Raw genomic sequence first — 26,770 nt, forward strand, 5'->3', positions numbered from 1 at the left:
CGGCTTGGCTGCGCGCGTCCAGCAGGTTGTCGGCCTGGCGGGCGATGGGGGTTGCGTAGGCGGTGATGGCCTGGCCGCTGACGGTGTCCGCCGCCTGGATGGCGGTCTCGTCCAGGCTGGTGCGGGCGGCGGCCTCCTGCTGGTAGTCGGGGTCGTCCCGCTGCTCGTCGAGGCGGGTGGCGTTGTCTTCCAGCTGGCTGGCCGCGTGGCTGATGGCCGCTTGGGATTAGGTGAGTTCCTGCTGGCTGAGGGGCTGGCTGCTGATGTGGAGCATGCGGTCGGCCACTTGGCGCCAGGCGGCGTCGGCTCCGATGGCGTTGGTGGTGGCCAGGTCGGTGATGCCGTGGTAGCCGTCGCCGATGTCCAGGCGGTCCTTGTATTCGCCGTCCACGCCGTCGATGTGGTAGTGGATGGTCAGGCGGATCTTCTCGTAGCCGATGCTGCTGGCGGGGTGGCGGAAGCGGGTGGTCTGTTTGGCGTCTTCGATGCCGGAGAGGATGTAGTCCGCCTGGTTGAGGTCGAGGGTCGTGTTGTCGGCGATCAGGCCGAGCTCGGCGGTGTCGATGGTGACCTGGATGCTGTCGGGGTCGCCGAAGCTGGGCGTGTTCTTCAGCCGGCTGCGCTTGTCCTGCTGCTCCTGGCTGATGGTCTGCGCGTACGCTTGGCGGGCTCGTTTGACGGCTGCGGCCAATGCCCAGGGATCCATGACGAGGATGTGGCGGCGGGTGGAGCCGCGGCCTTTGAACAGTTCCAGCTGCCGGTCTTCGCGGATGCTGACGGTGACCGGCTGCCGGTTGGCTTTCTGGGTGAGCATGCGGTCGCTCATGAACACGTCCAGGTTGTAGTAGGCGACGTCCACTCCGTTCAGGTAGGTGCCTTTGGGCATGGTGACCAGGGCTTTGTCCCACTGGTCGCCGTTGCGGTCGGTGATCTGGTAGGTGTGGACGAATCCGGATGGGAAACTCATATGAGCCCAGCGGGGTTCCTTGTCTGGCTGGGGGTGTGGTGTGGTGCCGCTCATGGTCTTCTCCTTTCGGCTTGTGGGGCGGTTACTGTTTGCGGCTGATGCCGGTTTTCAAATTCTGCTTGTGGGTGGGTGCGGCCGCGGCTGATCCATGGGCGCGTGTGCGTGCGGCTGCGCCTTTCTTGATGGAGTCCATGACCTCCTTTTTCGTCAGTTTGGCTCCTTTCCTGGCCTGTTTGGTCTGGTGGATGTTCTTCTCGCCGTATAGGTCGAGGTGGTCCACGGTGGCCGGATGGTCGTTGAGCCACTGGTTGGCTTGGGCGATGGTGGGGTTGGTCTCCAGGAAGGCGTCGGCTTCCTGCCGGCTGATCAGGCCCTGCTCTACTTGGTCGTGGATGAGGTTCTTCTGCCGGCTGGTGGCGGGCGTGGTCTGCCAGTGGTCCGGCCGCTCATCCCGCCCCGTCCGGGCCTGCTCCTGCGTGGGTTGGGCGTGGTCTTCCTGCTGCTGGCCGGCCGGCTGTTGGGTCTGCTTGGGGGTGGTCTCCTGGCGGATGTGGGCGAGGTTTCCGGCGACGGTCTGCATGGCTGGGTCGGAGAGGGCTTGGGCGGTTTGTTCGGCGTCCATGACCGCGTCCTGGATGTCCTGGATGCTCATGTCCGGGTTGAGCCGGTGGATGGCGTCCTGGACGAAGGGCGCGGAGATGGTGGGGTAGCTGATGATGCCCGTGCCGTCCTGCTTGTCGAGGGCGAGGTTGAAGTTGATGCCGGAGCGTTGCAGCTGACGGGCCAGCTGTTTGGATTGCTTCTCGTCCAGGTCGAACCGTTTGATCTGGCCGCCGGTGATCTGGTTGAGCCGTTTCAGGCTCATTCGCCCGGTGTTCAGTTTCTTCTGGGTGTGGGCGTCGAGTTTGCCCAGTCCGGCCGCGCCCGCGCCGAGGATGGTCTTGAGGATCCATTGGATGGTGCGGGCGGTGACCCGGATCCCGACGAGGGCCGCCTTGCGCGATCCTTCTTGGATGAGCTGGGTGGCTTGTTCTTCCATTGGCATGGTGTGCTCCTTTCATGTTGCTTGATGGCCTTGGTGGTCTCTTCCATCATCGCCCCCGGCCGGGGGTGGTGGGGGTCATAAACGGCGTGCGCCCTTATCGGCGCGGGCCGGTTGTCTTCCGCTCCTGGCTGGTTTCCCGCCGTTGGTCGCGGGCGGCCTGGCTGAGCGTGCGCAGCTGCTCGTCGAGGGTGGTGATGGCCTGGCTGAGCGTGTCCAGCTGCTTGTCCAGGCCGTCCAGCTGCGCCTGGCTTTGGTCATCCTGGTCGTCGCGGGCGGCCAGGCGGCCGATCAGGTCCTGGCGGGCGATCATGAGGCCGGTGAGCGCGTCGTCGGCGCGCATGAGCTGCCGGGTGATCGTGGCGGCCGCCTTGCCGGCGTCGCCGCCGCCGGCCTGGTTGATGAGGGTGATCGCCTTCGCCTGGCGGGCGATCTGGTCGGTGATCTGCTGCTGGTGGCGCATCCAGGCGGCCTGGCGGGGCGAGTCCGCCACGATGGGCTTCTCCTCCCGTCCGGGGCGTTCCGCCAGATGGGTGAGGTCCCGCCAGGTTTCCGCGGGAGCGCCGAAGACGCCAAACAGGTCCATCATGGAGAGCTTGCCCGCGCCTTGGCCGGCCCGGTCGGATACGGGGATCTGGCCGTCCTGGCCGAAGTAGACGCGGACGGTTTTGCCGGCCCTGGTGGTCATGCTCTTGGGTATGGTGATCCTTTTGTCGCCGTGGGTGTGGGGGATGATGATGCGCATGGTCTCGGGGTCCTCATAGTCGATGAGCCGCTGGTTGACGCTGATGTGTTTGAGGGCCTGGTGGTTGAGTTTGACCATGACGCTCCTCTCGTCGTAGGCGACGCCGAGCCTGCCGTCGCGGTATTTGCGGCCGGTGGTCAGGTCCGTGTAGGTCAGGTGCGTGCCACGGATGGAGCATTCCACCTGGTAGTCTCGCAGCGCCTGTTTGAACTCGATGAAGGTGTGGGCGTCGGTGCAGGCGCGGTCGATCATGTCGCGCACGCGCTGCTTCTGCCCCTCTCCTTTCAGGCTGGCGTAGTAGTCGGCGCCGCGCAGCCACCGGGTCGGCGCGGCGTGCTTCTCCTCCTGGTTATGGCGGGGGCTGAGGGCGAGTCCGTATTCCTGGCAGAGCTTGTCGCTGATCGGCGTCCACCTTTTCATGAGCGTCGTTTTGTCGAGCCGCATCTTGTAGTGGGTGCGGCTGTTCGTATTACACAGGATGATGTGGTTGTGCAGGTGGGCGCGGTCCACGTGCGTGGCGATCACGTACTTGTAGTCGCCCTCCTGGGAGAGTTGGTGGGCGAATTGGATGCCGATGCTGTGCGCCATGCCGGGGGTGAGGGGGTCGTCGGGGTCGAAGGATTGGATGACGTGCCTGGCCAGGGTGGTGTTGCTTCTGATGCCGGCGATGGACCGCTTGTTGTCCCAGTTCATGGCGTCGGCCATGGTTTTCGGCTCCTTCAGCTGGTCGGCGAAGGGCATCAGCCAGCTGGCGGATACCAGCCACCCGTCTTGCGTTTTCCCTGGCTTGGTGATGTATTTGATGGCCTTGTCCAGGCTTTTCTTGATCTGGCCGACTTTGACGATCGCCATCATCGCCTCCCCTGGTAGGCGCCGGTCAGTTGGGCGGCGATCAGGTCCTGGCTGTCCTGGTGGAGCTGGGATAGGGCCTGGTTCAGGCGGGTGAGGCTGGCGTTGATGTCGGCGAGGAGGGCCGCGTCCGCCTGGTGGAGCGTGTTGGCCAGGCGGGCGATCTGGTTGACGTTGGCGGCCACCCCGGTGATCTGCCTGTCCACCAGGCTGGTGTCCACGGTTTGCGTCACGGACAGGTTGAAGGGCTCGCTCAATACGCGCCTCGCCCATCGGCTGAAGGTCACGTCCTGGCCGGCGGTCTCGCACTCGTAGCGCATGCGGATGAGTTCCCACTCCTTCTGGCTGAACAGGATCTCCCTGCGGATTGTGTAGTCTTTCGCCTTGTGTCTGCCCATGATGGCCTCCCGTCTTCTTAAGGGATCAGTGGCTCCATCATCGGCCGGGATGGCCGCCGGTGGGGGCCATAAAACCCGCCCCTCAGGCTGGGGTTTTTCTTCCTTCCCTGTCTTCCTTCCCGGCCTCCTAGAGGCCGGGTTGTGCGAGGGGTCCGGGTGTCCCGACAAGGACCGCCGAAGGCGGTTTCGCCTATTCTCCGGAGAATAGGCTATCCTGGCTATTCCGAAACGGGGCCTGCGGCCCGTTTCGGACGAACGGCCGGAAACCGTTCGATTAGTTGGGGAAGAAGAGGACAAACAATGACGATGGAGCTTGTAATTTAATGAGCTTTTAGGAGACGTGTTGTACTATGAGCTTGGTATGTGAGGGATGAAATCCTTTTGCTCGTTTAAAGAAGGTTCGCTATGATGCACGAGGAGACGGTGGCGGTAGAACAACTGGAGGTGTGGAAGGAAAATCCTCGGATTGAGCCTGCCGCTAGCGAGTCTGAAGCAATGAGAAGGATTTATGAGGCGAGTGATGATAAGCCGGAGAAATCACGCAGACAATTCATGAATCTTGTCGAGTCGATTGCAGTGAACGGGTATCAGAATCTTGTCGAGCCTATCCTCGTTCTTAAAAGTGGTGATCACTATATAGTGCAGGATGCGAATCGGAGGATCACCGCCCTCAAAATGCTAAACTATCCTAATCGGTTTTCCAATATTCTTACCGTGTCTGATAAAACAAGGTTGGAGACTTTCGTCAAAGAGAGTCAAGGAACGATTGATCGGGATTTGAACGTCGTGGTCTTTGACGACACAAAGGAGGACAAGGAATCGCTCAAAGCGATTTTACAGCGTTTGCATAATGGTCCTCAGGATGGAGTGGGAACTGTTTCCTGGACCACTGAAGCCAAGCAACGTTTTACGGGAAAAGAAACTTTTTCAGATAAGCTTGAGGGCCCCTTTTGCGATCAGTTCAATCAGACCTTATCGGATTATTTCGGTGGCAATAGTTCTATTACCACGGTTCATCGGCTTATTAATGCGAAGCCTGCTCGAGACTATCTGGGTATTGATGATCCGGAAAACCCGACAACGGAGCAGCTTGATAAAGTTCGTTCATTAGTGGATACAATTAAGGACTACGCTCAGTCTCGTGGAATTCCGGCTTCCCGAATTAATGTAGCGACCCTTAATAGTGAAATCATCACCCATCTAAGTGAACAGCCTCCTTCTGCGGAGGAGCCGGATATTCCTGAGAATGGGGCAGGAATTGATGTCTCTAATTTCAAACTCAGCGTTGATTCCCCTCTTAGACGTGTGGAGAATCATATCGGAGCGAAGTGGAACAATTCGGTTTCAAATATGATTGTTGAGGACAGGTTTGAACAGATCAACGTGCTTCTTATGGCCTACGAGAAATACGGTAAGCTGACTGGAGACCAGACTGATAGGATTCAGAAACTCTCCTTATGCTGCCCCTCTATACGTGTTCTATTCGAGCTTGGCATAAGAGTCGTAATGGACAACGCTGGGCTTCTTACTAATATTGATATGAAAGGGTGGACGTCGTCCTCGACGTCTCATGGTGACCATGTGAGGGTCATATTGCAGGCAATTCGACAGGATAAGACGTTTCTCACCTATTTATCCAGCCATGGGGTTTTTGGATTGGGGTTCAAAAAACTGCAAACTATCCTCCGGCCGGAAGCGGTTGTCGCATCGGTGGATAAGTCTGAGGATACTGCGCACACTTCCAACATGAACATGTCTCGTGATGATCTCATGCCGATGTTTAATGATGCTGTGCTTTTTGCTTATCTGTGCGAGCAATATATCGTTTACAAGGAGAAAACGAGCTCGACAACAGCTGGCCAAATCTAATAAATGCCCCTACGATAGATGATATGAAAGCGCAAACTCTTACGAATGGGTCTCGGACTCCTTTGCGGTATCCAGGGGGGAAGGGGAAGGTGACCCGTTTTGTCGGGCATCTTCTTGAAATCAATCATGTGGATGGTACGTACATTGAACCGTTCGCGGGGGGTGCTGGCGTCGCCATTAATCTTTTGCTCGCAGGCTATGTGCGAAGAATTATCATTAATGATCTTGATCCTGGGGTATCCGCTTTCTGGCGTACTTTGACGCAGGAGAAGAACAAACTGGTACGTGAGATAAAAGAAGTCCCCTTTGATAGCCATACCAGTCTTGATGAGTTCACGGCTTCTGATCGTGAACAGTACTGGGAGAGGATTCATAATCGCTACCTGTATGATCGGAATCGTTCTCAAGCGGATATCGCCTTTGACTTCTTCATGCTGAATCGTATGAACGTCAGCGGGATCCTTAAAGGAGGTCCCATCGGAGGCCACTCGCAAAATGGGGCCTACAATATCGGGGCGCGATTTAGTAAAGAAGCGCTCATTCGGCGTATAGAACTCATCGCAAATCGTTCAAACGCTATTACGGTCCTTAATGACGAAGGCAGTCATTTTTGTGACAAACTTTTTGATGGCCGTATACCCGGAGCTCATTGCGATAACACTTTTATGTTTGTAGATCCACCGTATTACAAACAAGGCCAGAACCTTTATAACGCTTACGCGACAGATCGAATGCACAAGCTTATCGCAGAAAAGCTCCAGGATAAAGGCGCGGAATGGAAGTGGATTGTCACTTATGATGATGCCCAATATATCCGTAATATCTATGATGATCGACTGAATCGTTTTGAATACGACATCACTTATTCGGCGAATAAAAGAGGAAGATTCAAAGAATTGCTTTTCGCTTCTCCTTCTACGAATGTGGAATCATATGACAATGTCAATCTTGTAAAGATCTGCTAGACATAGATCCTTCTTAGCGCGGCTTAGCCATCATCATAATTATGTCCCTCCCTTTTCCCTTTCAGTGTTTGAATTGAAGATGCAGCTATACACGCATTTGAAAGGATGAAAGAATGTTGGATGGTGATTTGCGGGCGGCTCAGCGCAGGCTAGTGAAGGATTCCTTCGCGGGGAAGATGGCCGCTTTGAAGAGGCAGGAGCGCGAGTTCTCCGCGCTTGTCGGTGACTTGCTGGCCTTGCGGGATTTGCATGATCGGGTGAGGCGGGAGGCGGCCGCGTATCGGGATGAGTATTTGGCGCGTAGTCGTGCTCGTCTGGTGGAGGAGCTGGGGGTGAGTGGGGTTGAGGCCCGTTACATTTTCTCCGACATCACCACCGAACCCGTTGCGGCCGACGCTACAGGTGGCCAGGATGGGCAGGAGCGTGATGGGGGTGTGGGGGATCCTTCCGGGGTCGGCGTTGGGGAGTAGGGTGGAGGGCCACGTGCGGAAGGGAGCATGATGATGGTCATGGCGGATGCGGGGGAGACGATTCTCGCGGTGATATTGACGTCCACGCCGGACATGCGAGCCAGATCACCCTGGGAGTAACCCTCAGCCAGCCTCGCCTCACGCAAACCGGACATCACCCCTCCTTTTCGCCCATATAATTGAACTCCACCTCGTAGCCCGCCGCCCGGTAGACGTCGGCGACCGCTAGACTATCCGCGTCGGCGACCTGCCAGTCGCCCCCATCGGCATGGACCCGATCATAAGCAGCCTGACTCCGATACCAGGCGACCCGCATACGCCCCGCCTGGGAGCCTTTGGTGGCATCCTCCTCCGCCTCACGGACCATCCCCCGCCGCCGGCCGGCGAAACGGCCAGGAGAGCCGGGTAGGGCGGGCCGCTGTCACTGGGGATGGTCGTCCGGTCGTCGATACGACCGCCGCGGACCTTGAGCAAGGGTACAATGAGTAGTCATAGGATTTTGTTAGGGAGGTTGTGATGACCACTGTGATGATGGATACGCACGTGACGCCGCGGGTGGATGTGTTCCTGGCCGCTCATCCTTACGCGAGCGAGTTCGTGGTGGATGAGGCGGCCCTGAGGGCGGATGGGGCCAGTGTAGCGGCTTTCAAGGCCTATTTGGATGACAAGCTTCTGCATGAGGGCGTGGACCGTCTGGAGGAGGCCGGCCGCCTCTTCTATGGGGTGAAGACGAGCGTGGCGCAGGAGGCCGCCGAGAGCCTGGGCTTCGCTTCGCATGATCTGGAGCATCAGCCCTGGTTCAATCGTTATTTCAGCCGTGCGGTCGCCTATGAGCCGCATTACGCCCCCCAGGACGTCCTGCGTTCCCTGGAGGAATGGGATTCTAGGGGATGGAGCCGTATTCATGAGCCTGATGACTTCCACCCGAAGCGTTAAGGGTCGGCGGTGAGCGACGAGGGGAAACGGTGGAGGCGGCTGATCCATTTCGACCTGCTGGACGCCGGATTGGACTACTTCCACCTGGATTCGGCGGCCACTTATCATCATATCCGCGTGTGGATGGATGAGCATGGATTCGACCACGACCAGCTGTCCGGATACATCTCCCGCAAGCCTCTTACGGATGACCAGGTCATGCAGGTCCATGAGGCTTTCATCATGGATAATCCGCAGATCGCCGCCTGCTGCGAGGGGTGGAGGGCCACGGAGATCGGCGGCGACCTGGAACTAGGCGCGCGCACCACACGCTTTGTGAAAAGGTACGGTCCCGATTATGAGCGGATGAGTCGGATGGCCAGGCAAGTGCGCGACTTGCGCAACCAAGGTAAGAAGATCTCCTGGCGGACTGTCAGGGACGTCATCCGCTCCTGGGGCGGCCGCGGCCGGACGGATGGGGAGGGTCCCCGGCGTGGGCGGGGTCGGTAGCTTCGCCTTATAAGAGCAGGTCGGCGAGTTTTTCGTTGATGGCTCGGCGGTGTTCTGGGACGATACGCTGGTAGTGGTCAAGGGCCACTTTTTCGCTGACGTGGCCGAGGTCGTCCATTGCTTCTTTCAGGGTGCCTCCTTCGATCATGAGGAGTGTGGCGTGGCTGGCTCTGAGGGTGTGGAAGGTGATGTCCGGCCGTCCTGCGGCTCGTCGGGCGGCGCGGAAGTGGCTTTGGAGGGTCGTCGGGGCGAGGATGGCGACCCGTTTCCCTGGGAAGAGTTGGGGGTTGGTGGCTTGGCAGTATCTGGTGATGTGGTCGTGGATGTAGCCGATGAGTTTGTGGGGCAGGGGGACGATGCGGTGGCTTCCGCGGGTTTTGGCGGGGCATAGTTGCAGGGGTCCGGTGTCGGAGGGTCCGCGGTTGATGGAGTGGTGGATGTGGAGGGTTTCGGTGGTGAAGTCGATGTCGTCTTTTTGCAGGGCGCATGCTTCTCCTATGCGTAGGCCGCCGGCGAGGGCGGCGAGGTAGATGCTGAGCCGGTCGTAGTCGGGCATGGCGTGGTAGAGGGCGTGTAGTTCGGTTTTGGTGATGGGTTGAACTGTGGTCCGTTCTGATTGGGGGTGTGGTGGTATGGGTAGGTCGAAGGGGTTGGTGGCGATGAGTTTCCCCCATGGCCCGCAGGTGCCGTCCTTGGCGGCGGTGAGGAGTGATTTGAGTCTGAGGCATTGGCGTCTCCAGGAGTGGGGGCCTTCGGCGTGGGGCTGGTCGTACCAGGCGTGGATCCTGTCGTTGGTCATCTCCTGGATCGTCAGGTCGCCGAACGCGGTGATGAGGTGTTGGACGTCGGCTTTGAGGTTCCTTTTGGTCGCTCCTTGGGCCAGTCGTCCGGTGGGCAGGCGGTATTCCTCCGCCCATGTTCGGGCGAAGGTGGCGAAATCCACTGATGGGTAGGGGGTCGTCGGGTTCCGTTGGGAGGGGTGGACCCATGGTTCCAGTCCGAGTGCGTCGCGGTCTACTCGGAGGCGTTCTTGGTCGAGCCATTGGTGGGCGAGGGTTTCCTGTCCGGGTTTGAAGTTTCGTTGGACTTTTTTGCTGTGGTCTTTGGGGTTCACGTATCGGGCTTGCCATGCTGTGAGCCTGCCGTGTTTGTCGTGGCGGGCGATGACGGTTCCGAATTGTGAGTAGCGTGGTCTTCTCGTCATGGTGCCTCCTTCCGCACGTGGCCTTCAGGTTAGTGGCACTCATTGACGCACCTATAAGCGTGATGCGCTAATGTTTGTCGGCCAGGTAGTGGCGGAGGGCTTGGTCGACGAGGTTTTGCAGTTTCATGTCGTGGTCGGCGGCGTATCGTTTCGCTCTTTTCCATGTGTCCGGGTTGACTTTCAGCCCGGTGGGCTTCCATGTCTCGCCGCCGGTTGGGGTGGCGTGGGCGAGTTCCTGGATGGTGTGGCGTCTGGCGTGGGGGGTGAGGTTCAGGTTCTTCATCTTCAGACTTCCTTCCTCGGGTCGATGGTTTGTTCCATTTCCTGCCATGCTTGGGCGTACTCCCAGAGTTTGGTGGGTTTGTGTCCCATGCTGGTTTTGATGTCCTGCCGTTTGCGGATCCGGCTGTCGAAGATGGGGGTCTTCCACTGGGTGAAGGCGTCTAGGACGGCTTTCATGGCGCGGGTGGCCGGCTCGACGCGCACGAGGAGGATGGCCGCCGGCGCTTTGAGGGTTTCCAGGGTGGCCCAGGCCTGCTGCACGTCCAGGGGGCTGTCCGAGCAGGGGATGATGGTGAAGTCGGCGGTCTCCAGCGCGGCTTGGAGGCCTGGGCCGGTGGGGGCCGAGTCCACGATCTCGATCGCCCGCGTCGTCCTGGGCCGTTTCAGGGTGGCCGGATTGGCGGGCAGCACATTGAAATCGAGAGGCTGGTTTTCCTGGGCGGCCAGGTCGGCCCATTGGCTGGCTGACCCTTGGGGGTCGGCGTCCAGGACGACGGCCCGGTGGCCGCGCAGGCTGGCCGCCTGGGCGAGGTAGATGGCGGAGGTGGTCTTGCCCACTCCCCCTTTGGCGTTGGCGATGGTGATTCTCATGGTTGCTGATTCCTTTCCTGTGTTTTCGTGTGATTTCACACGTGTGTGATTGTGTGACGGAGTGAAAGGGTTTTCGTGTGAAAGTGTTATGGGTTCGGAAAATAAAAAGGCTAGGAAAAGCCTGGGGGAGAAAGGCCTCTGATCGCCGCCACTATCATGGTCCACGGCGCGAGCGGATGGGCGGAGGGGATAAGCAGAACGAGGAGGACATCGAATCGTAGGATCAGGCGTCGAGGGTTCGAGTCCCTCAGGGGGCACGGTTATCGGATGCCGTGTCATCCGGAAACATTGTTGACTTTGACCGTTGGCCTTCTCAGACAGAAGCCATCGGCTTTTTCTTTTTTCGAGCTCCTTTATCTGCTTTACCGCTGGGGAGCCGGTCTGATTGCTGAGAATCCGATTTGACCTGGGACCTTGCCTCCTGCTAGCCTTTTACCTATTAGGAGGGTGCTCAGTCTCCCTCGCCGAAAACGTCCGAAAGAGAAAAGAGCATGCCAGAATATCAGGATTATCAGAACGCTCCTCAAAACTCCGCCCCCCGGTGGTCTTACTGGGCCTGTGGGATCCACGCCCAGCATGGGTTGACCCAGATTGCTTCCAATGGTTATCTGGGGGTGGATGAGAACGGGGTTTGCGTCCTTTTCGACAACGAGTGCAACGAAATCGACCGCGCTCATCTGACCCAGGCCAAGGTCCGTCTTTCTCGCATGAAAGGGGACAAGCTCACTTTGGATAAGAGTTCCTACGCTTTGGAATTCGCCTCTTTGGGGCGGGCGACCGCCGGACGGGCCTTCGGTCTGATCGGGGCCCTCGCCGCCCAGGTCGCCGCCTCCCGCAGCTCGAATCCGGATCGCCGCAGCCCGGAGGAGAAGCGCCGGGATTTCCAGGCCGTCGTCGAGCAGCTGCCCGCAGCTTAGGGCGAGGCCGCCGAAGACCGGAATCCCCGCGATAACCGGGATTCCCGCGACAACGACAGGTAGAAGAGCACTACTGAATACCGCAAGAACGCCAATCGATAGACCAGAACATCCAGAACCCGCATTGGAGAAGAGCATGTCAATCCCAGAGCAGAACCCACCAGAGCAGAACCCCTCTTATGGCAATGGCTATCAGCCGGCGCCAGGTCAGGGCCAAGCCCAGCCCCAGCCTCAGGGCCAGGCGGCTTGGGACCAGCAGCCCCAAGAGTTCCAGCAATTCCAGGAATCCCCGGAATTCCAGCAGCAGACGGTCCAGCAGCCGCCTCAGACCACCGCCCAGCAGCCTCAACGTCCTCGGGCGGCGGACAACCAGCCTTGGTACGGGATTCCTTTTGTCGAAGCGATCAAGCGCTTCTGGCTGAAGTACGTGGTCCTCTCCGGCCGGGCTTCTCGCAGCGAATACTGGTGGCCTTTCCTGGTCAACTTCGCCGTCCTCTTCCTCCTCGCCTTGATTCCCGGCAAGGTTGGGAACTGGCTTTTCTTCCTCGCCGCGGTCTGCGTCTTCCTGCCGGCCCTGACGGTCGCCGTGAGGCGTCTGCATGACCAGAACCTGCGTGGCTGGTGGCTTCTCGTCCCTGTCGCCGTCGCCTGCCTTGGCCTTCTCCTCAACCAGGACAATCGTCCTGCGGAAGGGCCGTCCTCCACCAACCGGATCGGCGCGATCATCTTCATCTTGTCCACCATCGGCTACCTGGTCCTGATGGCCCTGCCTTCCCGTTCCGCCGGGGTCCGTTTTGACAGCAATCCCCAGGGCCAGGCCCAGAACGCCTCGAGCTGGCGGATGGCTCAGGCGAATGGCTATCAGCACCCCAGCATGATGGCCCGTCCTGGTTATGGTGTCACCCCCGCCCCCTTGGGCGACGCTGTCCTGACAAACCCGGCTCCGATCAATCGTCAGGCGGCCCAGGAAGGGGCTCATTTGGATAATCCTCAGATACAGTACTGACGGATTGGCTTAATCCCTACATTCAGTACTCATAATCATGTCTGAATGCTGAACTTTTATTGAGCTTTTCATGAAATCGTCTCAGAATGAGGATGAAAAGCATCAATTTGTCGCTGACTATTGTCAAACGTCGTACTAAAATATCAAGCACGCGTGTTTTCCGTCCGAGAACCCATCAACGATGTTAGTGAGAGTCGAGAGGCTGGAATGAACACGTGACAAGGTTAATAACAGAATCAAAATATAAATCAATGAGAGAAAGGCGATTTGGATGTCTTCCCAGATTTCAGGGACTACAGGCCAGGGATTCCCTCGTTTGTATCAGTCTAAAATCGTACGGCTGATGGTGGCATTGGTGTCCGCCATCGCCATGCTTGTGGCAGTTTTCTTCGCTGCCCCTCGTGTCACCTATGCGGTTGAGCTTTCGGACAACATCATCACCGATGCGTCTTTGACCAAGAAGGAAGTGAATTCCAATGGGTCCACCACCGATCTGGTGATGAATTTCAAGCTTCCCAACAATAAGATCAAGGCGGGCGATACTTCCACGATCTCCCTTCCTGAAGGTTTCGTCTTCAACCGTTCCATCGACTTCGACGTCAAATCGAGTGATGGCAATGTTGTCGCCCACGCCCACATGGATGAGAAGACCGGCAAGCTGACCATGACCTATACCGATTATGTGGAGAAGAACTCCGACATCACCGGTAGGATCGTCGCTTCGGTGAAGGCGGACAAGCAGCACAACACCAACTACACGACCACTCCTTTCAACATCGACGTGAACGGCCACACCGTGAACGCCGGTGAGATCACTTATGGCAAGTGGACCGGCGACAACCCTGAGGAAGTCCTCAGCAAGTGGGCCTCCATCAACGTTACGGACAACACTTTGCAATACTGGGTCCGTATCAACGGCAAGGGGATTGACCTGCATGGGGTGACCATTTCCGATCAGCTCAAGAGCACTGGCATGACCTATGACAAGGACAGTTTCACTTTCATCGAAGGCAAGTTCTTCATCAACAAGGCCGGTGGCCTGGAAATGAATGGTGGCCGTGACGTCACCAGCCGTTACAAGAACGCCATCAAATTCAACGATACGAACACCGCCTTCAGCGTTCCTCTTGGCGACATCGGCACCAACGGTTACTACATCAAGTACACCGTCAAGCTGAACCACACCCCGGTCAATCATGAGGCCTTCGACAACAAGATCAGAATGACTTACCCCGGGCAGACCGAGAAGCATGAGTATACGAACCGCACCACCTGGGAGACCGCTTCCGGCGAGGCCAACGGTTACAACTACTCCATTAAGATCAACAAGAAGGGTGAGGATGGAAAGGCCCTGGCCGGGGCCAAATTCACCGTCACCCGTGATCGTTCCGGCGAGACCGTCGGCACCATGACGACTGACGCCAACGGCGCGGCTTCCCTCGAGAACCTGCTCCGCGACGATTACACCCTCACCGAGACCGAGGCTCCTGCCGGCTACCAGAAGGCCGACCCTGTCAAGGTGACCGCTGACGAGCTGAACAACGAAGCTAAATCCTATTCCGTCTGCATCACCGACCGTGTCACTGACACCTCCGTCAAGGTGGTCAAGAAGTGGGATGACGCCGATAACCAGGACGGTAAGCGTCCTTCCTCCGTCAAGGTGCAGCTTTATGCCGATGGCCAGACTTCCGGCGAACCGGTGGTTTTGAACACCGCCAACGGCTGGAGTCATGAATTCACCGGCCTGAAGGAATACAACCAGGGTCAGAGGATCGTCTACACGGTCAAGGAGGTGGACGCTCCGGAAGGTTATACCGCCACGGTGTCCGGTTCCGCCGCCGACGGCTTCACCATCACCAACAAGCACACGCCCGCGGTGACGAGCCTGTCCGGGTCGAAGACCTGGAACGACAAGGATGATCAGGATGGGAAGCGTCCCGGCTCGATCACGGTGAACCTGCTGGCCGACGGGCGGAAGGTGAAGTCGGTGAAGGCGACCGCCGCCGGCGGGTGGAAGTACTCGTTCGCCGACGTGCCCGTGTACGCCAACGGCCGGAAGATCGTTTACACGGTGAGCGAGGACCTCGTCAAGGGGTACACTCCTTCCGTCAAGGGCTTGGACATCGAGAACTCCTATACTCCCGGCCAGACGAGCGTGTCCGTGGTCAAGAAGTGGGACGACCATGACGACCAGGACGGGTCCCGTCCCGCTTCCGTCCAGGTGCAGCTTTATGCCGATGGTCAGGCCTCCGGCTCTCCGGTGGTGTTGAACGCCGCGAACGAGTGGACCTACCGGTTCACGGGCTTGGCGGTGAACAAGGCAGGCAGGAAGATCGCCTACACGGTCAAGGAGGTGGACGCTGCGCAAGGCTATACCGCCACGGTGTCCGGCTCCGCCGCCGACGGCTTCACCATCACCAACAAGCACACGCCCGTGGTTCCTCCCACCCCGCGCAAGCCGTCCAAGCCGGTGACCCCGCGTCACCCGGTGTTGGCCAAGACGGGCGTGAACGCCATGGTGTTCGCCATCGCCTCCCTGGCCCTCCTGCTGACCGCCGGAGTGGCCCTGAGCCTGCGCCGCCGCCTCCAATAAACACAACCCACTCCCGGCTTCTTCTTCCCCGTCTGCTGATGGGGGAGGGAAGATAAGGGGATGGATGAGTTGACATGGCTGGGGCCCTGTCGGATTCGATTCCGGCAGGGCCCTTTTCTTATGCTTCAGTGTGTCTTGTATCTTCTCGGCATCTTCTTGAATCCTTGGTGGTCGCTGCCTCAACCGTGGTCGTAAGCGCAAAAGGTCGCAGATATCAGTGGGCGCGAAAGCGAGAGCGGCCAAGAGGAGCAGGTAGAGGTTCGCGCTGTACAGGTAGGTCCTTTCCATCAGGCCGAAAAAGCGTTTCAGGAAAGGCAGGATCATGGCAGCCACCAATCCATACAAGCCGATCCGGATAATCACCATCAACACGCCCACCAGGCCCATGCAGGAGGGGATGAGGGAAGAAAGCCGAAATTCGCTGTCGAAGATGAAGATGGCCACCGCCGTGAATTGCAGGACAGCGAAGAAAAGGTGGGTCAGCCCCTTCACTGTGCGCTTGGAGCCTTCCAAGTCGGTGGGGAAGATGGCCACCCCCCAGGTAGCCGACGATGGAGAGGGCCAGAAGGATCAAGGACCGCAACCGTATGGGTTCCATGGCCGGCCAGGTGGCCATGACGAGCAGGAGGGAGAGGTTCCTGAGAAGGGTCATGGCTCCGGCTCCGAGGAACCAAGGTCGGCTGGGACCGACCCCGTAATCGCTGACCGCATGGGAGACGGGGGCATAGGCTCCCCGGTCCCTGACATGCAGGACGATCATGATCACGAAATAGGCCAGGGAGCAGGCTATGCCGACGGCGCTGGAAAAATAGCGGAAAACGCTGAAATCAATCATCAAGGTACTCGTCTCTCTCGTTTATCATCGGTCACTCTTCATCGTAAGGGACCCCGGGGAGAAGATGAATAAATCCCAAAGCATCAAGATTCCGTATACGCCTGAAAGTGTAAAAAATTGATACTGGTTTTCCCCTCACCGGGCAAAGCTCCTTCGGTGCGGATAGCATGGGAACTTGGTCAGGTGGTGAATCCGTCTGTACCCGACGGCCATGTATCGCGGACGCAACGGGCTGGTCGGGTGGAAAATCAAGGAGCGACCGCCGGCACAGAGCGGTCGCCGCTCATGAACAAGCAAGATGAATGTTCTCGTGGGAGGGAAATTATGGAATACAGTTTGTGGATGCGCGTGCTCGCCGAATGCATCGGCACCGCCATGCTCGTTCTTTTCGGATGCGGCTCCATCGCCGCGGCTAATCTCAAGGGCTCCAAGGCCAAAGGGGCCGGCTGGCTCAACGTGTCCCTAGGCTTCGGCGTGGCCATCGGCCTGCCTGTGATGATCTTCGGCGGCGTCTCCGGGGCTCACCTGAACCCCGCCATCACCCTGGCCCTGGCCGTGTATGGCCAGTTCAAGTGGGCCGAAGTCCTGCCTTACATCCTGGGTCAACTGGTCGGGGCCTTCATCGGCGCCGCCGTGGTTTACTTCATGTACTACCCCTATTTCCGGAAGGAAGAGGACCCGGCGACCATCTTCGGCGTTTTCGCCACCAATGACGCCAATGAATCCAAGCTCAACTATTTCGTGAGCGAGTTCTTCGCCACCATGATGCTGGTCCTGGGCATCTTCGGCTCCCTCAACATGGCCGGCAAGACATCCAAGGCCGCCGGTTTCATCATGATCGTGGCCCTGGTCGCGGCTTTGATCGCCGCCATGGGCGGTCCGACCGGCGCCGCCATGAATCCGGCCCGCGACCTGATGCCCCGTCTTTTCCACCAGATGGTCCCCATCGCCCACAAGGGCGGTTCCCGCTGGGGTGAGGCTTGGATTCCGGTCATCGCCCCGATTTGCGGCGCCATCTGCGGCTATGGCATCTACTTCCTCTTCGCCCGGTAAAAACGACGCGATATGACGATGGAAAGCGATGATAGGGAACGAGGCCGCCAAAGGGCGACGGAAGTCGCCGATGTAAAGCGGCAGGTGTAAAACTGCATAACCGACCATCGTTTAAGGAGGCACCATGGGCATTCGATTCAGGAAGACATCCAATCGACCTAGGGTGCCTTTCTTTATGCCTTTTTCGCGATTTCGCGCCGCTGCCGTCATGAAGGACGGCCAGTCTTTCCTGATCAAAGGCTTGGCCTTCCTTCTTGCGGTCTGCCTCCTGCCGGTCTTCGCTTCCTGCGGTCCTGAAGAGGCCGGTTCCCCGGAAGCGGGTCAATCCGGGCCCACTTGGCAAAGTGGCCAAGAGGGGCCCGACGACCAAGAGGGGCCAGGCGGCAAAAGCGGCGAAGACCAGGCCCGCAAGAAAGCCGAAGCCGAGGCGGAGGCCAAGGCCCGCGCGGCCCAAGCGGGTCGTGAGCTCAAAGATTATCAGGATCTGGTCCGCGCCTTGCAGGCCAAGACGAAAAAACGGCTGACTGGTATCCAAACCTACCGGCCAACCCCGGACTCCTACTCCCACCTCCTGCCGGTGGACCAGCGGGGGAAGGTGGAGAAAGTCACCTACACCACCACCTACCAAGGGAAGGAATACCGGAAGGCGGCCGAAGTCTATCTGCCCGCCGGCTACGAAGGCAGGCCTTGGATGAAGTACAACGTCATGTACATCATGCACGGCTACAGCGGCGGATTCACAGCCTACCTGGGCAAGACGGGGACCGGGTCCACCGCCGGCATCAAACTCCTGCTGGACCACATGATCGCCGACAAATCCTTGGCCCCGGCCATCTTCGTCTTCCCCGAATATTATCCGGACCGATCCTTCTACGGGGAGAGCTACCTGCCTGACGGGCCTTTGGTCAAGCGGTTCGCCCAGCATGAGCTCTTCCACGACCTGGTCCCGGCCGTCGAAGGCCATTACCGCACGTATACCACCCGCTTCGACAAGGCCGGGTATCGGGCCAGCCGCCTGCACCGGGCTTTCGGCGGGTTCTCCATGGGGTCGGCCGCCACCTGGTACAGCTTCCAATACGATTTGGATAAAATGGCCTACTTCCTACCGGTCGCCCAAAGCTCCTGGGCCTTGCATCCCCACGGCGGCCTCACGGATCCGGCGGGAACGGCCAGCGTGCTCTCCTCGGCCGTGAGCGGGCAGGGGCTGACAGCCAAGGATTTCCTCATCGCCGGCGGGGCGGGGACCCAGGACGTCACTTACCTCTATATGCGGTATCAGGTGACCGAAATGCGCAAGCATCCGGCCGTTTTCACTCCGGCCAACCTGGAGTTCGGACCGGCCATGGGCATGGGACATACGCGGGCTGCCCTGATCAACATCCTTCACCAGAACCTGCCTTTCATGTTCCTCAACACCCAGGTTTGAGAAGGGCCAGGCGAAGGATAGGATAAAGCATGACCTCCTACATGAACCGGAAAGACCTGACTGAGACCATCATTCCTCCGCAAAGACGGGAGGAGATTTCCGATGCGGTCCGCCGGGCTTTCGACTCCATCGCCCAAGCGGCCGAACAGGCCGGGCGGCGGCCTTCGGACGTACGGCTACTGGCTGCGGTCAAGACCAGAAATGTGGGAGAAATCATGGCCGCCGTAAAGACCGGGGTCCGTCTGCTGGGGGAGAACCGTCCCCAGGAGGTGATGGCCGTCGCTTCCGGCCTGGCCCAGGCTTGCCGGGAGGAAGGCTTGGACTTGGGCGAGCAGGTGGGCTTCCACTTGATTGGCCAGCTGCAATCCAATAAGATCAACAAGATTCTCGGCTTGGTCAGCACGGTGGAGTCGGTTGATTCCTTGGAACTGGGAGTGAAACTGTCCTCCCGGGCCGTCCGCGCGGGCCTAAGTCTGGATGTCTTCCTGGAAGTGAATGTCTCCGGGGAGGAAGCCAAATCCGGCTGCCGGCCACAGGAGGCGGAAGACCTCGCTTTCGCCCTTGCCCAGCTTCCGAACCTGGTCGTGCGTGGGCTGATGACGGTCGGGGCCCACGTGGACGACGAGGCGCAGGTTCGTTCCGGCTTCGCCCACCTGCGCCGCATCCGGGAGGGAATCCTCAGCCAAGGGGAAGCCGGCCTGGATTCCTGCCGGGACCTGTCCATGGGCATGAGCGGGGATTATCCCCTGGCCATCGCCGAAGGGGCCACCATCGTCCGTCTGGGGACGGCCCTCTTCGGTCAGCGGGCCTATCGGTGATCAAGGCCGCGATGAAAGGCCGCGGCGACCGTAGACTAAGCTCAGAGAGGTTCTCTCCCCAAGGTCAGCTAGACTGGAAGCTATGAGAATCGCACGCTTCAGTCATGATGACTCCGTCTCCTATGCCTTCGTCCAGAAAGACGCGAACGACCGGAAGGATTATCTGGTCGAGTTGACCGGCTACCCCTTCGGTCCGAATCCTGTGGAGCCGACCGGGCGGCGCTTCGAGGTGGAAGGGGAGGGGATCCGCCTCCTGGCCCCCATCATCCCATCCAAGGTCTACGGTCTGGCGAAGAACTATCAGAAGGCTGGGGCCAGTCAGGCTGAGCGGGAAGAGGCTGCCCGGCAGCCAGCCGTGATCTTCACCAAGCCTTCCACTTCCGTCATCGGCCCTGATGACCCCATCGTCCTGCCTTCTTTCGCCCATGCCATGAATTTTGAGCCGGAAGTGGCCGTGATTATGGGCCGGATCACCAAGAAGGTGACCCCGGCCGAGGCCATGGATTACGTCTTGGGTTACACCTGCGTCAACGACGTCACCTTGACCGACATCGCCGCTGAAGACCCCACCTGGACCCGGGCCAAAGGGTTCGACACCTCCTGCCCTCTCGGCCCCTGGATCGAGACCGACTTGGATTACGCCGACGCCCAGATCTTCTTCAATCTCAACGGGGTCGGCGTGCCTGAGGCTTCGGGGTCGACGGCCGGGCTCATCCATTCCATCCCCGAACAGATCGCGGAGATCTCCCGCTTCTCCACCTTGCTGCCCGGCGATGTGATCATGACCGGCACCCCTTACGCCGCCGGCTCCCTCAAGCCGGGCGATGAGACCCTGGTGACCGTGCGAGGACTGGGGTCTTTGCGCAACGTCGTGGTGCAAGGCGACTGATGGACGACCTTTTCCGCATCCTGGACCGGCCCCCGCTTTCCCTCATCCTGGCCTCCCAGTCCCCCTCCCGCCGCCGGCTCCTGCTCAACGCGGGCATCCGGCCTACCATCAGCCTTTCCCATGTGGATGAAGGCGAGGCTCTGGCCCGGGCGGCCGCATCCGCCGGCATCGGTTTGGCGGATATGCCCGCGGCCATGCGGGTGGAGATCCTTTCCCAAGCCAAGGCGAGGGCGGTGGCCCGGACTTACTCCGACATCGCCCAGGCCCTGCGGGAGGCGGAAGACGGAGCCGATGGCCTGATGGAATTCTACCGGCCCCAATTCGGTGGATCCGGTTCCGCGTCTTCTGCGGTTTCTAAGACTTCCGGAATTTCTGGGACTTCCGAGGCCCCCGCGATTTCCGCAGTTTCGCAGCCGAAAGCCCAATCCCTGCATGATTTTCTCCAGGCCGACCCCGGTTACGCCGGCCTCCACCGGCTTTATGGGGCCGGGCCTTTGGTCTTGGGGGCCGATTCGCTTTTCGCCCTGAATGGGCACGTCTTCGGCAAGCCACACAGCCCTGAGGTGGCCCGGGATCGGCTTCGTCTCATGCGCGGCCAGACCGGCGTCCTGTGGACCGGGCATTGCCTGATCGACCCTTTCAGCGGAAGGGAGGAAAGGGCCGTCAGCCAGGCCCGGGTGCATTTCGCCGATTACACCGACGCCGACATCGAGGTCTACATCGCCTCCGGGGAGCCTTTGGAAGTGGCCGGATGCTTCACTTTGGAAGGTCTGGGGTCCGCCTTCATCGACTCCGTTTCCGGTGACCCCAGCGGGGTGATGGGCCTGAGCCTGCCTTTGCTGAGGAAGATGCTCGGCCGTTTCGACCTGCCCTGGCCCGCCTTGTGGAACATGGCGAAGTCGCGGGGGAGGCTTGAGCTGGCCACTGATTCGCTTTCCGACTCCAACTCCGATTCCGCCAGCTCCTCCGCCGCAGCTACCAGCCAAGCGCCCGCCTTCCGCGATTATCTGTCCGGGAAAGACCGCCGAGCCGCCGTGAACGTGCCGGATGGGAACATCAACCAACCCGGCGATGGATGGATCGACTGCCCGTGCGGCCACCGGCACTGGGGTCTGAACGGGGCCGCCGGCCTTCTTCTGGTCCGCCGGGACCCTGCCACCGGCTCGCCCACCCATGTGGTCCTGCAACATCGGGCCGCCTGGTCGGCCGAAGGGGGAACCTGGGGAGTGCCGGGCGGGGCCTTGTCCGATGGGGAGAACCCCCTGGAAGGGGCCTTGCGGGAAAGCGGGGAGGAAGCAGGCATCTCCGCCGGCGACCTGGCCATCCGCGCGGCCTATCGCGAAGACCACGGACCCTGGGCCTACACCACCGTCATCGCCTTCGAAAAACCCGGCCGGCAGGTCCATCCTTACGCCAGCGACGATGAAAGCACGGAGGTCGCCTGGATCCCCCTTGAAAGGATACCCGACCTGCGGCTTCTGTCCGCCTTCGCCCAGGATTGGCCGCATTTCCTGGCCACCATCAATCGTCTGGCCCCGGCAGAATCCTGAACCGCCGGAAACCAAGAAATAAAGAAACTGGGAAACCAAGAAATCGGGAATTTCGGAAGCCCAGGAATCATAATCATGCGGGAGGCGAATCAGTGACGGCTTTCATCAGCTCGTTGCAAGGGTTTTTCATCATCGGGGCGGTCATTCTCACGGGATACATCGCCGCCCGTTTTCGCGTTGGCGGGCCAAACGCCCAGATGGTGCTGAACAGATACAGCTTTTTCGTAGCTAATCCCTGTCTTATGTTCACGATTCTATCCAGGGAGAAGTTGGGGACCCTTTTCGATAGAACCATTATCGTCGCTTTTTTCTCCGCTATGGCCGTCGGAGCGCTTTTTCTTATCATCAATGCGCTCTTTTTCCACCTCGACGCCGCCAATGCGACCGTAGGAGCTTTGAATTCCCTCTATTTGAATTCCAACAATATCGGTCTGCCTGTGGCGACCTATATTCTAGGCAGGCCGACTCTCGTGGCCCCTATCCTGGTCATGCAACAGGCCCTCTTCACCCCCATCGCCCTGACAGTATTGGATGGGACCACAGGGGCTAAGATCTCCGCCAAGCGCATAGCCACGGAGCCCTTGCGGCAACCCTTGTTGATCGGTTCCCTGGGGGGCATCGCGGTCTCCGCCATCTCCGGAGCGGTCGGACACTACATCATCCCGAATATACTCTTCCAACCTCTTCACATGATCGGACAATGCGCCGTTCCCATGATTCTTATGGCATTCGGCATGTCATTGCATGGCAGCCAACCCTTGAGCGACAGACGAACGAACAAGGCCGCCGTCTTCACCGTTTGCGTGTTGAAAAACATCGTCATGCCGATTGTGGCTTTCCTCCTTGCCTATGCCATGGGTTTTAGGGGCCGTGTCCTTTACGGCTGCGTTGTCCTTGCCGCCTTGCCCGCCGGGCAGAACGTCTATAATTACGCCGTTCAATACGATACAGGGACTGCCTTCGCTCGGGATGGGGTCCTGATATCCACAATGACCGCTCCTGCCAGCATCGCTTTGGTAGCTTTGCTGTTAGGATAGGTATGTCGAATTTTGGGAGGTGTTTTTCATGACTGATAAAGGGCAGACCTTTTCCCTGTCGAATGATGGCGAGGCGGCTTCTGTCCAAGCTTCGCCGGATAAGGCCAGAGGGGACTTCGCAGGCCACAGGCCAAGGTCCCGTGTTTACGGGAACGGCAAAGAGGCTTTCACCGCCCGCCGGATTCGTGAAGTGGCCGAAAACCGTTATCAGGCCCAACTGCTGACCGAAGCCGTACACCGGCGTTTCTCCCTGGCCTTCGACAAGACTTTCGCCTATTACGGCCGCTTGGGCTATGATTACGGCCCGGCCTCCACCTCCTTCGCCCTCTGGGCTCCCACCGCTTACAAAGTCACCCTTTGCCTCTACGACTCGGATGAGGCTTACGCCGTGGAGACGGACTCCTTCCTCATGGAACGTACGTACCGCGGAGTTTGGCGGACCTGCGTCCGCGGAGACCTTAACGGCAAGGCTTACGACTTCCGCATCGAATTCATGGACGGCAGCCTGACGACGGCTTCCGACCCCTATGCGAGGGCCACCGTCGCCAACGGAGGTAGGGCCGTCATTCTCAGCGATCCGGCCATGCGGCCGGAGGATCCGGACTGGCAGGCGGACAAGCCGCGGGCCGTCTCCTTGGAAGCCACCCGGACCATTCTGGGAGCAGGCCGCCTTCAGGATACAATCATGGAGCTGCACATCCGCGACTTCACCATCGCGGAGAACTCCGGGGTCCCTGAGCCTAAACGTGGCCGCTTCCGGGGAGTCATCGAGCCGAATACCCATACCCTGGATGGGGCCCCTACCGGTTTGTCCTACCTGCTCAGCCAGGGCATCCATTACGTGCAGATCATGCCCATGTACGATTACGGGTCCGTGGACGAGCTCAAGCCTCATCACGTTTTCAACAGTCAGTACAACTGGGGGTATGACCCGGTCAACTACAACGTGCCGGAAGGCTCCTATTCCTCCGACCCCTCCGACCCCCGCGCCCGCGTCGTGGAGATGAAGGCCATGATCAACGGCCTGCAGAAGACCGGGATTCGGGTGATCATGGACGTGGTTTACAACCATGTTTATGATGTGGCTTCCCACCCCTTCGAGCGGACCGTCCCCGGCTACTTCTTCCGGACCAATCCTGATGGCACTGCGTCCAATGGGACCGGTTGCGGCAACGACGTGGCCTCCGAACGTCTCATGGCCCGCAAATACATCGTGGATTCCGTCCTCTACTGGGCCCGCGAATACCATCTGGACGGCTTCCGCTTCGACCTCATGGGGAATCTGGATATAGAGACCATGAACATCATCCGTCGCCAGCTGAACAAGATAGACCCCACCATCGTCGTCCTGGGCGAAGGGTGGAATTTGGAGACCAGCCTTCCTGCCGGGGAGCACGCCAGCCAGCGCAATGCCCGTAAGATGCCGGGGATCGGCTTCTTCAATGATGTTTTGCGTGACGCCCTCAAAGGCGATACCTTCAACCAGCGCTCCCTGGGCTTCGTTGCCGGCAGGAGGGGGGAAGAGGGGGTCATCGCCTCCGAGATGCTGGGCGGCTACTATCGGCCCCATTACTTCACCGATGCTTCCCAGCGGGTGCAATACGTGGAAGTGCATGACAACTACACCCTTTTCGATAAGCTCAAGGCCTCCCTGCCCGGGGATACTTTGGCCGATCTGCGCCGCCGCTGCGACCTGGCCACTTCCATGGTCTTGCTGTCACTGGGGATTCCGGAGGTCCAAGTGGGGCAGTGCTTCCTGAGGACCAAAGGTGGGGATGGGAATTCCTACCGTTCGCCGGACAAGGTCAACGCCGTGGACTGGGAGCGGTCCGAAGAGTTCCAAAGTAGTGTGGATTACGCCCGCGGGCTTATCGCCTTCCGGCGCGATTGCCCCTATTTCCGGATGAGTGATTACGGGCAGATCACCGCTCATTCCCGGATCATCAAGCAGGAGGACGGCGTGGTGGCCTTGGAATTCTTCGACACCCGAAAACGGTATGAATCCTATGTGCTGATTTTCAACTCCAACCTGAACCCCCGGGTTGTGCCGGGGGTGGAGTCCGGCGTCTGGGAGACCGTGGTCAGCGACCGGCATGTGTGGGATTATTCGACTATGCCCCAGCGCGATCGTTTGCCTTTGAAGAACCGGTTGATCGTCAACGATGAATGCCGGGTCGCTCCTTTGGAGACCCTGGTTCTGCGGTCTACCTACCGGAAGTAGCTGGAGATACGGGAGTAGCGCGCAGCGGTAGTCGAGGGCAGCGGGAAGTAGCTGAGCGATCGTTGGGCGGTCTGTTTTTTGCTAGCTGCGCTTACCGCGTGTGTTCCGCGTGCTTCAGGAGATAAGGCCGAGCTTGTCAAGCGTGGTTCCCTTGATGTGATGGAGGCGGAACCAGGGGCACCAATCGCTCGTGTCGTCCAGACTGAACCGGGTCCCGTCCGGGGCGATGTAAAAGCCTTCCGTCCCCATGCGGTCCGTCTCCTTATATCCGAGTTTGAGGAGCCTGTCGTTGGTCCACGCGTGGTCCGTGAGGAAATACTCGCCTTTTCCGTCTTTCCCGACCGAGACGAGATCATGGCGCAGGTTGACCTCTACGACTTGCGGAAAGGTGACTCTTCCCGCCCCGTATCGGTGGATGTCGATCATGATGATTGCGCCACCGATAAGGGCGATGGCTACGATGATTCCTAAAATCCCGCATATCCAGCGAAAAAGCTTTTTCATAAGAATCCTCCTGTCGGACTACCCCTATCATGAGTATATTCGCGTCTGGCGAAATAAGGCTTCTGTCCACGGCACGGTGCGTATGAACGCTTCCTGTCGTCCTGGTTGGCTGACTGCGGTCAATAATCGTCGCGAAAGGCCTTTCGGCGCAAAATGATATCCGATGGCGTGAATTGATATGATTATGGCGTGGATTGATGTCATGTGTTTCGGGGTTTCTGCGTATACTGGAAACGTTCACTCGTAATCTCGTGATTCATTCCAGGAGGGATTCCTATGACTGATAAAGGGACAGCGCTTATCACCGGCTCTTACGGTGGTCTTGGCACGTGCTTCACTGATATCCACGCCGCAAGTGGCGGCGGTCTCATTCTTGTCGGGCGCAGCCAGCGGAAGCTGGAGGAGCAGGCGGAGAAGGTGGGGAGGGAATACGGCGTGCAGGTTCATACCATCGCCGCTGACCTGTCTGACCCGTCGGCAGCGGCCATGATCTATGACACTTGCAAAAGTCATGGTTGGACCGTGAATTATCTCATCAATAACGTCGGTTTCGGCGGGCAGGGGATTTCGCCCGGGAAAGGACCATGGAGCAGGACATGTCCATGATCGCGGTGAACATCGAGACCCCCACACGACTGTGCAAACTCTTCCTTCCCGATTTCATCGACAGGGCAAGCGGGAGGATCCTGAATGTGTCTTCCACAGCCGCCATCATGCCCGGGCCGCTGCAGGCGGTGTATTACGCGACCAAAGCTTATGTCACCAGCTGGTCGAACGCCTTATGGAGGGAGCTGAAGGGGACGGGCGTGACGGTCACCGTCCTGATGCCTGGGGCGATGCAAACGGGCTTCGCGAACGCGGGAGGCCTCTCCGACACGAAGCTGTTCGCGAACGCCGTCGACCCCATGGCGATCGCCCGGGCGGGGTACGACGGCATGACTGCCGGCAGGCTCAGCGTGACGGCGGGTCTTCCCGGCTGGCAGAAGCCGATGATGGCCCTGGCCCCGATGTCCCCCAGGAAGGCGATGCTGGACTTCGTGTACGACCAGCAAACCGCCGGGTCGGCGAAGAGGGAGTAAACGGCGGCGTGGGGAAATACGTTCTGGACGGGCGA

General features: G+C 59.3%; 26 protein-coding genes and 1 pseudogene. 17 read left to right on the forward strand and 10 right to left on the reverse strand.

Features of this window, described 5'->3' with window-relative positions; genetic code table 11:
* Positions 1–226: 226 nt before the first annotated feature.
* The 4 genes from PSDT_RS00775 to PSDT_RS00790 form a co-directional block, all read right to left on the reverse strand.
* Entirely contained in the window at positions 227–1,021 is a 795-nt protein-coding gene (locus PSDT_RS00775; RefSeq protein WP_006289495.1) for an LPD25 domain-containing protein, read from the reverse strand.
* A gap of 28 nt (positions 1,022–1,049) precedes the next feature.
* The gene (locus PSDT_RS00780) at positions 1,050–2,012 is read right to left on the reverse strand and encodes a PcfB family protein (protein ID WP_006289496.1); all 963 of its coding nucleotides are present in this window, start codon (positions 2,010–2,012) and stop codon (positions 1,050–1,052) included.
* Between the two features lie 94 nt (positions 2,013–2,106).
* Complete coding sequence (locus PSDT_RS00785; protein WP_006290760.1) at positions 2,107–3,609, reverse strand: relaxase/mobilization nuclease domain-containing protein; 1,503 nt, start codon at positions 3,607–3,609, stop codon at positions 2,107–2,109.
* Positions 3,606–4,001: a MobC family plasmid mobilization relaxosome protein gene (locus PSDT_RS00790; RefSeq protein ID WP_006290759.1), complete on the reverse strand. Its 396-nt coding sequence runs from the start codon at positions 3,999–4,001 to the stop codon at positions 3,606–3,608. Before PSDT_RS00790 ends, PSDT_RS00785 begins: the two co-directional genes overlap by 4 nt.
* A gap of 405 nt (positions 4,002–4,406) precedes the next feature.
* Here PSDT_RS00790 and PSDT_RS00795 point away from each other — a divergent pair, with 405 nt between their 5' ends.
* The 3 genes from PSDT_RS00795 (at position 4,407) to PSDT_RS00805 (ending at position 7,305) form a co-directional block, all read left to right on the forward strand.
* Entirely contained in the window at positions 4,407–5,870 is a 1,464-nt protein-coding gene (locus tag PSDT_RS00795) for a ParB/Srx family N-terminal domain-containing protein (RefSeq protein ID WP_006289498.1), read from the forward strand.
* 23 nt (positions 5,871–5,893) lie between these two features.
* Positions 5,894–6,835 carry a DNA adenine methylase gene (locus PSDT_RS00800; protein ID WP_036737482.1) on the forward strand — a complete coding sequence of 314 codons (942 nt, stop codon included), beginning with the start codon at positions 5,894–5,896 and terminating at the stop codon, positions 6,833–6,835.
* 113 nt (positions 6,836–6,948) lie between these two features.
* The gene (locus PSDT_RS00805; protein WP_006289500.1) at positions 6,949–7,305 is read left to right on the forward strand and encodes a hypothetical protein; all 357 of its coding nucleotides are present in this window, start codon (positions 6,949–6,951) and stop codon (positions 7,303–7,305) included.
* 154 nt (positions 7,306–7,459) lie between these two features.
* Here PSDT_RS00805 and PSDT_RS00810 read toward each other — a convergent pair whose 3' ends face one another.
* Entirely contained in the window at positions 7,460–7,672 is a 213-nt protein-coding gene (locus tag PSDT_RS00810) for a hypothetical protein (RefSeq protein WP_006289501.1), read from the reverse strand.
* A gap of 149 nt (positions 7,673–7,821) precedes the next feature.
* Between PSDT_RS00810 and PSDT_RS00815 the strand changes: the two genes are divergently transcribed.
* Both PSDT_RS00815 and PSDT_RS00820 read left to right on the forward strand, forming a co-directional pair.
* A complete protein-coding gene (locus PSDT_RS00815; RefSeq protein WP_006290757.1) occupies positions 7,822–8,241 on the forward strand; it encodes a hypothetical protein in 420 nt (139 codons plus the stop codon).
* 9 nt (positions 8,242–8,250) lie between these two features.
* Entirely contained in the window at positions 8,251–8,730 is a 480-nt protein-coding gene (locus tag PSDT_RS00820; protein ID WP_006289503.1) for a hypothetical protein, read from the forward strand.
* A gap of 7 nt (positions 8,731–8,737) precedes the next feature.
* Here the strand turns inward: PSDT_RS00820 and PSDT_RS00825 are convergent, their stop codons facing one another.
* From PSDT_RS00825 to PSDT_RS00835, 3 genes are all read right to left on the reverse strand, one after another.
* Positions 8,738–9,934 carry a tyrosine-type recombinase/integrase gene (locus tag PSDT_RS00825; protein ID WP_006289504.1) on the reverse strand — a complete coding sequence of 399 codons (1,197 nt, stop codon included), beginning with the start codon at positions 9,932–9,934 and terminating at the stop codon, positions 8,738–8,740.
* 67 nt (positions 9,935–10,001) lie between these two features.
* A complete protein-coding gene (locus PSDT_RS00830; RefSeq protein WP_006290756.1) occupies positions 10,002–10,217 on the reverse strand; it encodes a hypothetical protein in 216 nt (71 codons plus the stop codon).
* Between the two features lie 2 nt (positions 10,218–10,219).
* Positions 10,220–10,807 carry a ParA family protein gene (locus PSDT_RS00835; RefSeq protein ID WP_006289506.1) on the reverse strand — a complete coding sequence of 196 codons (588 nt, stop codon included), beginning with the start codon at positions 10,805–10,807 and terminating at the stop codon, positions 10,220–10,222.
* Positions 10,808–11,298: 491 nt separating this feature from the next.
* On the opposite strand from PSDT_RS00835, the gene PSDT_RS00840 reads away from it, so the two are divergent.
* The 3 genes from PSDT_RS00840 to PSDT_RS08465 all read left to right on the forward strand — a co-directional run bounded on the left by PSDT_RS00840 (position 11,299) and on the right by PSDT_RS08465 (position 15,323).
* Positions 11,299–11,724, forward strand: coding sequence for a hypothetical protein (locus tag PSDT_RS00840; RefSeq protein ID WP_006289507.1), 426 nt, complete (start codon positions 11,299–11,301; stop codon positions 11,722–11,724).
* A gap of 136 nt (positions 11,725–11,860) precedes the next feature.
* Positions 11,861–12,730, forward strand: coding sequence for a DUF805 domain-containing protein (locus tag PSDT_RS00845; protein ID WP_006290755.1), 870 nt, complete (start codon positions 11,861–11,863; stop codon positions 12,728–12,730).
* Positions 12,731–13,073: 343 nt separating this feature from the next.
* Positions 13,074–15,323, forward strand: coding sequence for a Cna B-type domain-containing protein (locus tag PSDT_RS08465; protein ID WP_006290753.1), 2,250 nt, complete (start codon positions 13,074–13,076; stop codon positions 15,321–15,323).
* 294 nt (positions 15,324–15,617) lie between these two features.
* Here the strand turns inward: PSDT_RS08465 and PSDT_RS08720 are convergent.
* Positions 15,618–15,857, reverse strand: a pseudogene (locus PSDT_RS08720) (DUF998 domain-containing protein); the annotation flags it as partial.
* 625 nt (positions 15,858–16,482) lie between these two features.
* On the opposite strand from PSDT_RS08720, the gene PSDT_RS00860 reads away from it, so the two are divergent.
* The 7 genes from PSDT_RS00860 (at position 16,483) to pulA (ending at position 25,152) form a co-directional block, all read left to right on the forward strand.
* Entirely contained in the window at positions 16,483–17,211 is a 729-nt protein-coding gene (locus PSDT_RS00860) for an MIP/aquaporin family protein (RefSeq protein WP_036737616.1), read from the forward strand.
* 175 nt (positions 17,212–17,386) lie between these two features.
* Positions 17,387–18,637 carry an alpha/beta hydrolase gene (locus PSDT_RS00865; RefSeq protein ID WP_006290750.1) on the forward strand — a complete coding sequence of 417 codons (1,251 nt, stop codon included), beginning with the start codon at positions 17,387–17,389 and terminating at the stop codon, positions 18,635–18,637.
* Positions 18,638–18,666: 29 nt separating this feature from the next.
* Positions 18,667–19,455: a YggS family pyridoxal phosphate-dependent enzyme gene (locus PSDT_RS00870; protein ID WP_006289513.1), complete on the forward strand. Its 789-nt coding sequence runs from the start codon at positions 18,667–18,669 to the stop codon at positions 19,453–19,455.
* Between the two features lie 82 nt (positions 19,456–19,537).
* A complete protein-coding gene (locus PSDT_RS00875; protein WP_006289514.1) occupies positions 19,538–20,344 on the forward strand; it encodes a fumarylacetoacetate hydrolase family protein in 807 nt (268 codons plus the stop codon).
* Positions 20,344–21,894: a Maf family protein gene (locus PSDT_RS00880; protein ID WP_006289515.1), complete on the forward strand. Its 1,551-nt coding sequence runs from the start codon at positions 20,344–20,346 to the stop codon at positions 21,892–21,894. The genes PSDT_RS00875 and PSDT_RS00880 overlap by 1 nt, the downstream gene beginning before the upstream one ends.
* A 92-nt stretch (positions 21,895–21,986) precedes the next feature.
* Positions 21,987–22,931 carry an AEC family transporter gene (locus PSDT_RS00885; RefSeq protein WP_006289516.1) on the forward strand — a complete coding sequence of 315 codons (945 nt, stop codon included), beginning with the start codon at positions 21,987–21,989 and terminating at the stop codon, positions 22,929–22,931.
* A 28-nt stretch (positions 22,932–22,959) separates the two neighbouring features.
* Positions 22,960–25,152 carry a type I pullulanase gene (gene pulA, locus PSDT_RS00890; RefSeq protein ID WP_006290749.1) on the forward strand — a complete coding sequence of 731 codons (2,193 nt, stop codon included), beginning with the start codon at positions 22,960–22,962 and terminating at the stop codon, positions 25,150–25,152.
* 114 nt (positions 25,153–25,266) lie between these two features.
* On the opposite strand, the gene PSDT_RS00895 is transcribed toward pulA, so the two are convergent.
* Positions 25,267–25,656 carry a hypothetical protein gene (locus PSDT_RS00895; protein ID WP_006289520.1) on the reverse strand — a complete coding sequence of 130 codons (390 nt, stop codon included), beginning with the start codon at positions 25,654–25,656 and terminating at the stop codon, positions 25,267–25,269.
* Positions 25,657–25,932: 276 nt separating this feature from the next.
* Between PSDT_RS00895 and PSDT_RS08635 the strand changes: the two genes are divergently transcribed.
* Both PSDT_RS08635 and PSDT_RS08640 read left to right on the forward strand, forming a co-directional pair.
* Entirely contained in the window at positions 25,933–26,262 is a 330-nt protein-coding gene (locus PSDT_RS08635; protein WP_006290748.1) for an SDR family NAD(P)-dependent oxidoreductase, read from the forward strand.
* Entirely contained in the window at positions 26,241–26,735 is a 495-nt protein-coding gene (locus tag PSDT_RS08640; RefSeq protein WP_006290747.1) for an SDR family NAD(P)-dependent oxidoreductase, read from the forward strand. The genes PSDT_RS08635 and PSDT_RS08640 overlap by 22 nt, the downstream gene beginning before the upstream one ends.
* The last annotated feature ends 35 nt before the right edge of the window (positions 26,736–26,770 follow it).

Source organism: Parascardovia denticolens DSM 10105 = JCM 12538 (assembly GCF_001042675.1).
GTDB lineage: Bacteria > Actinomycetota > Actinomycetes > Actinomycetales > Bifidobacteriaceae > Scardovia > Scardovia denticolens.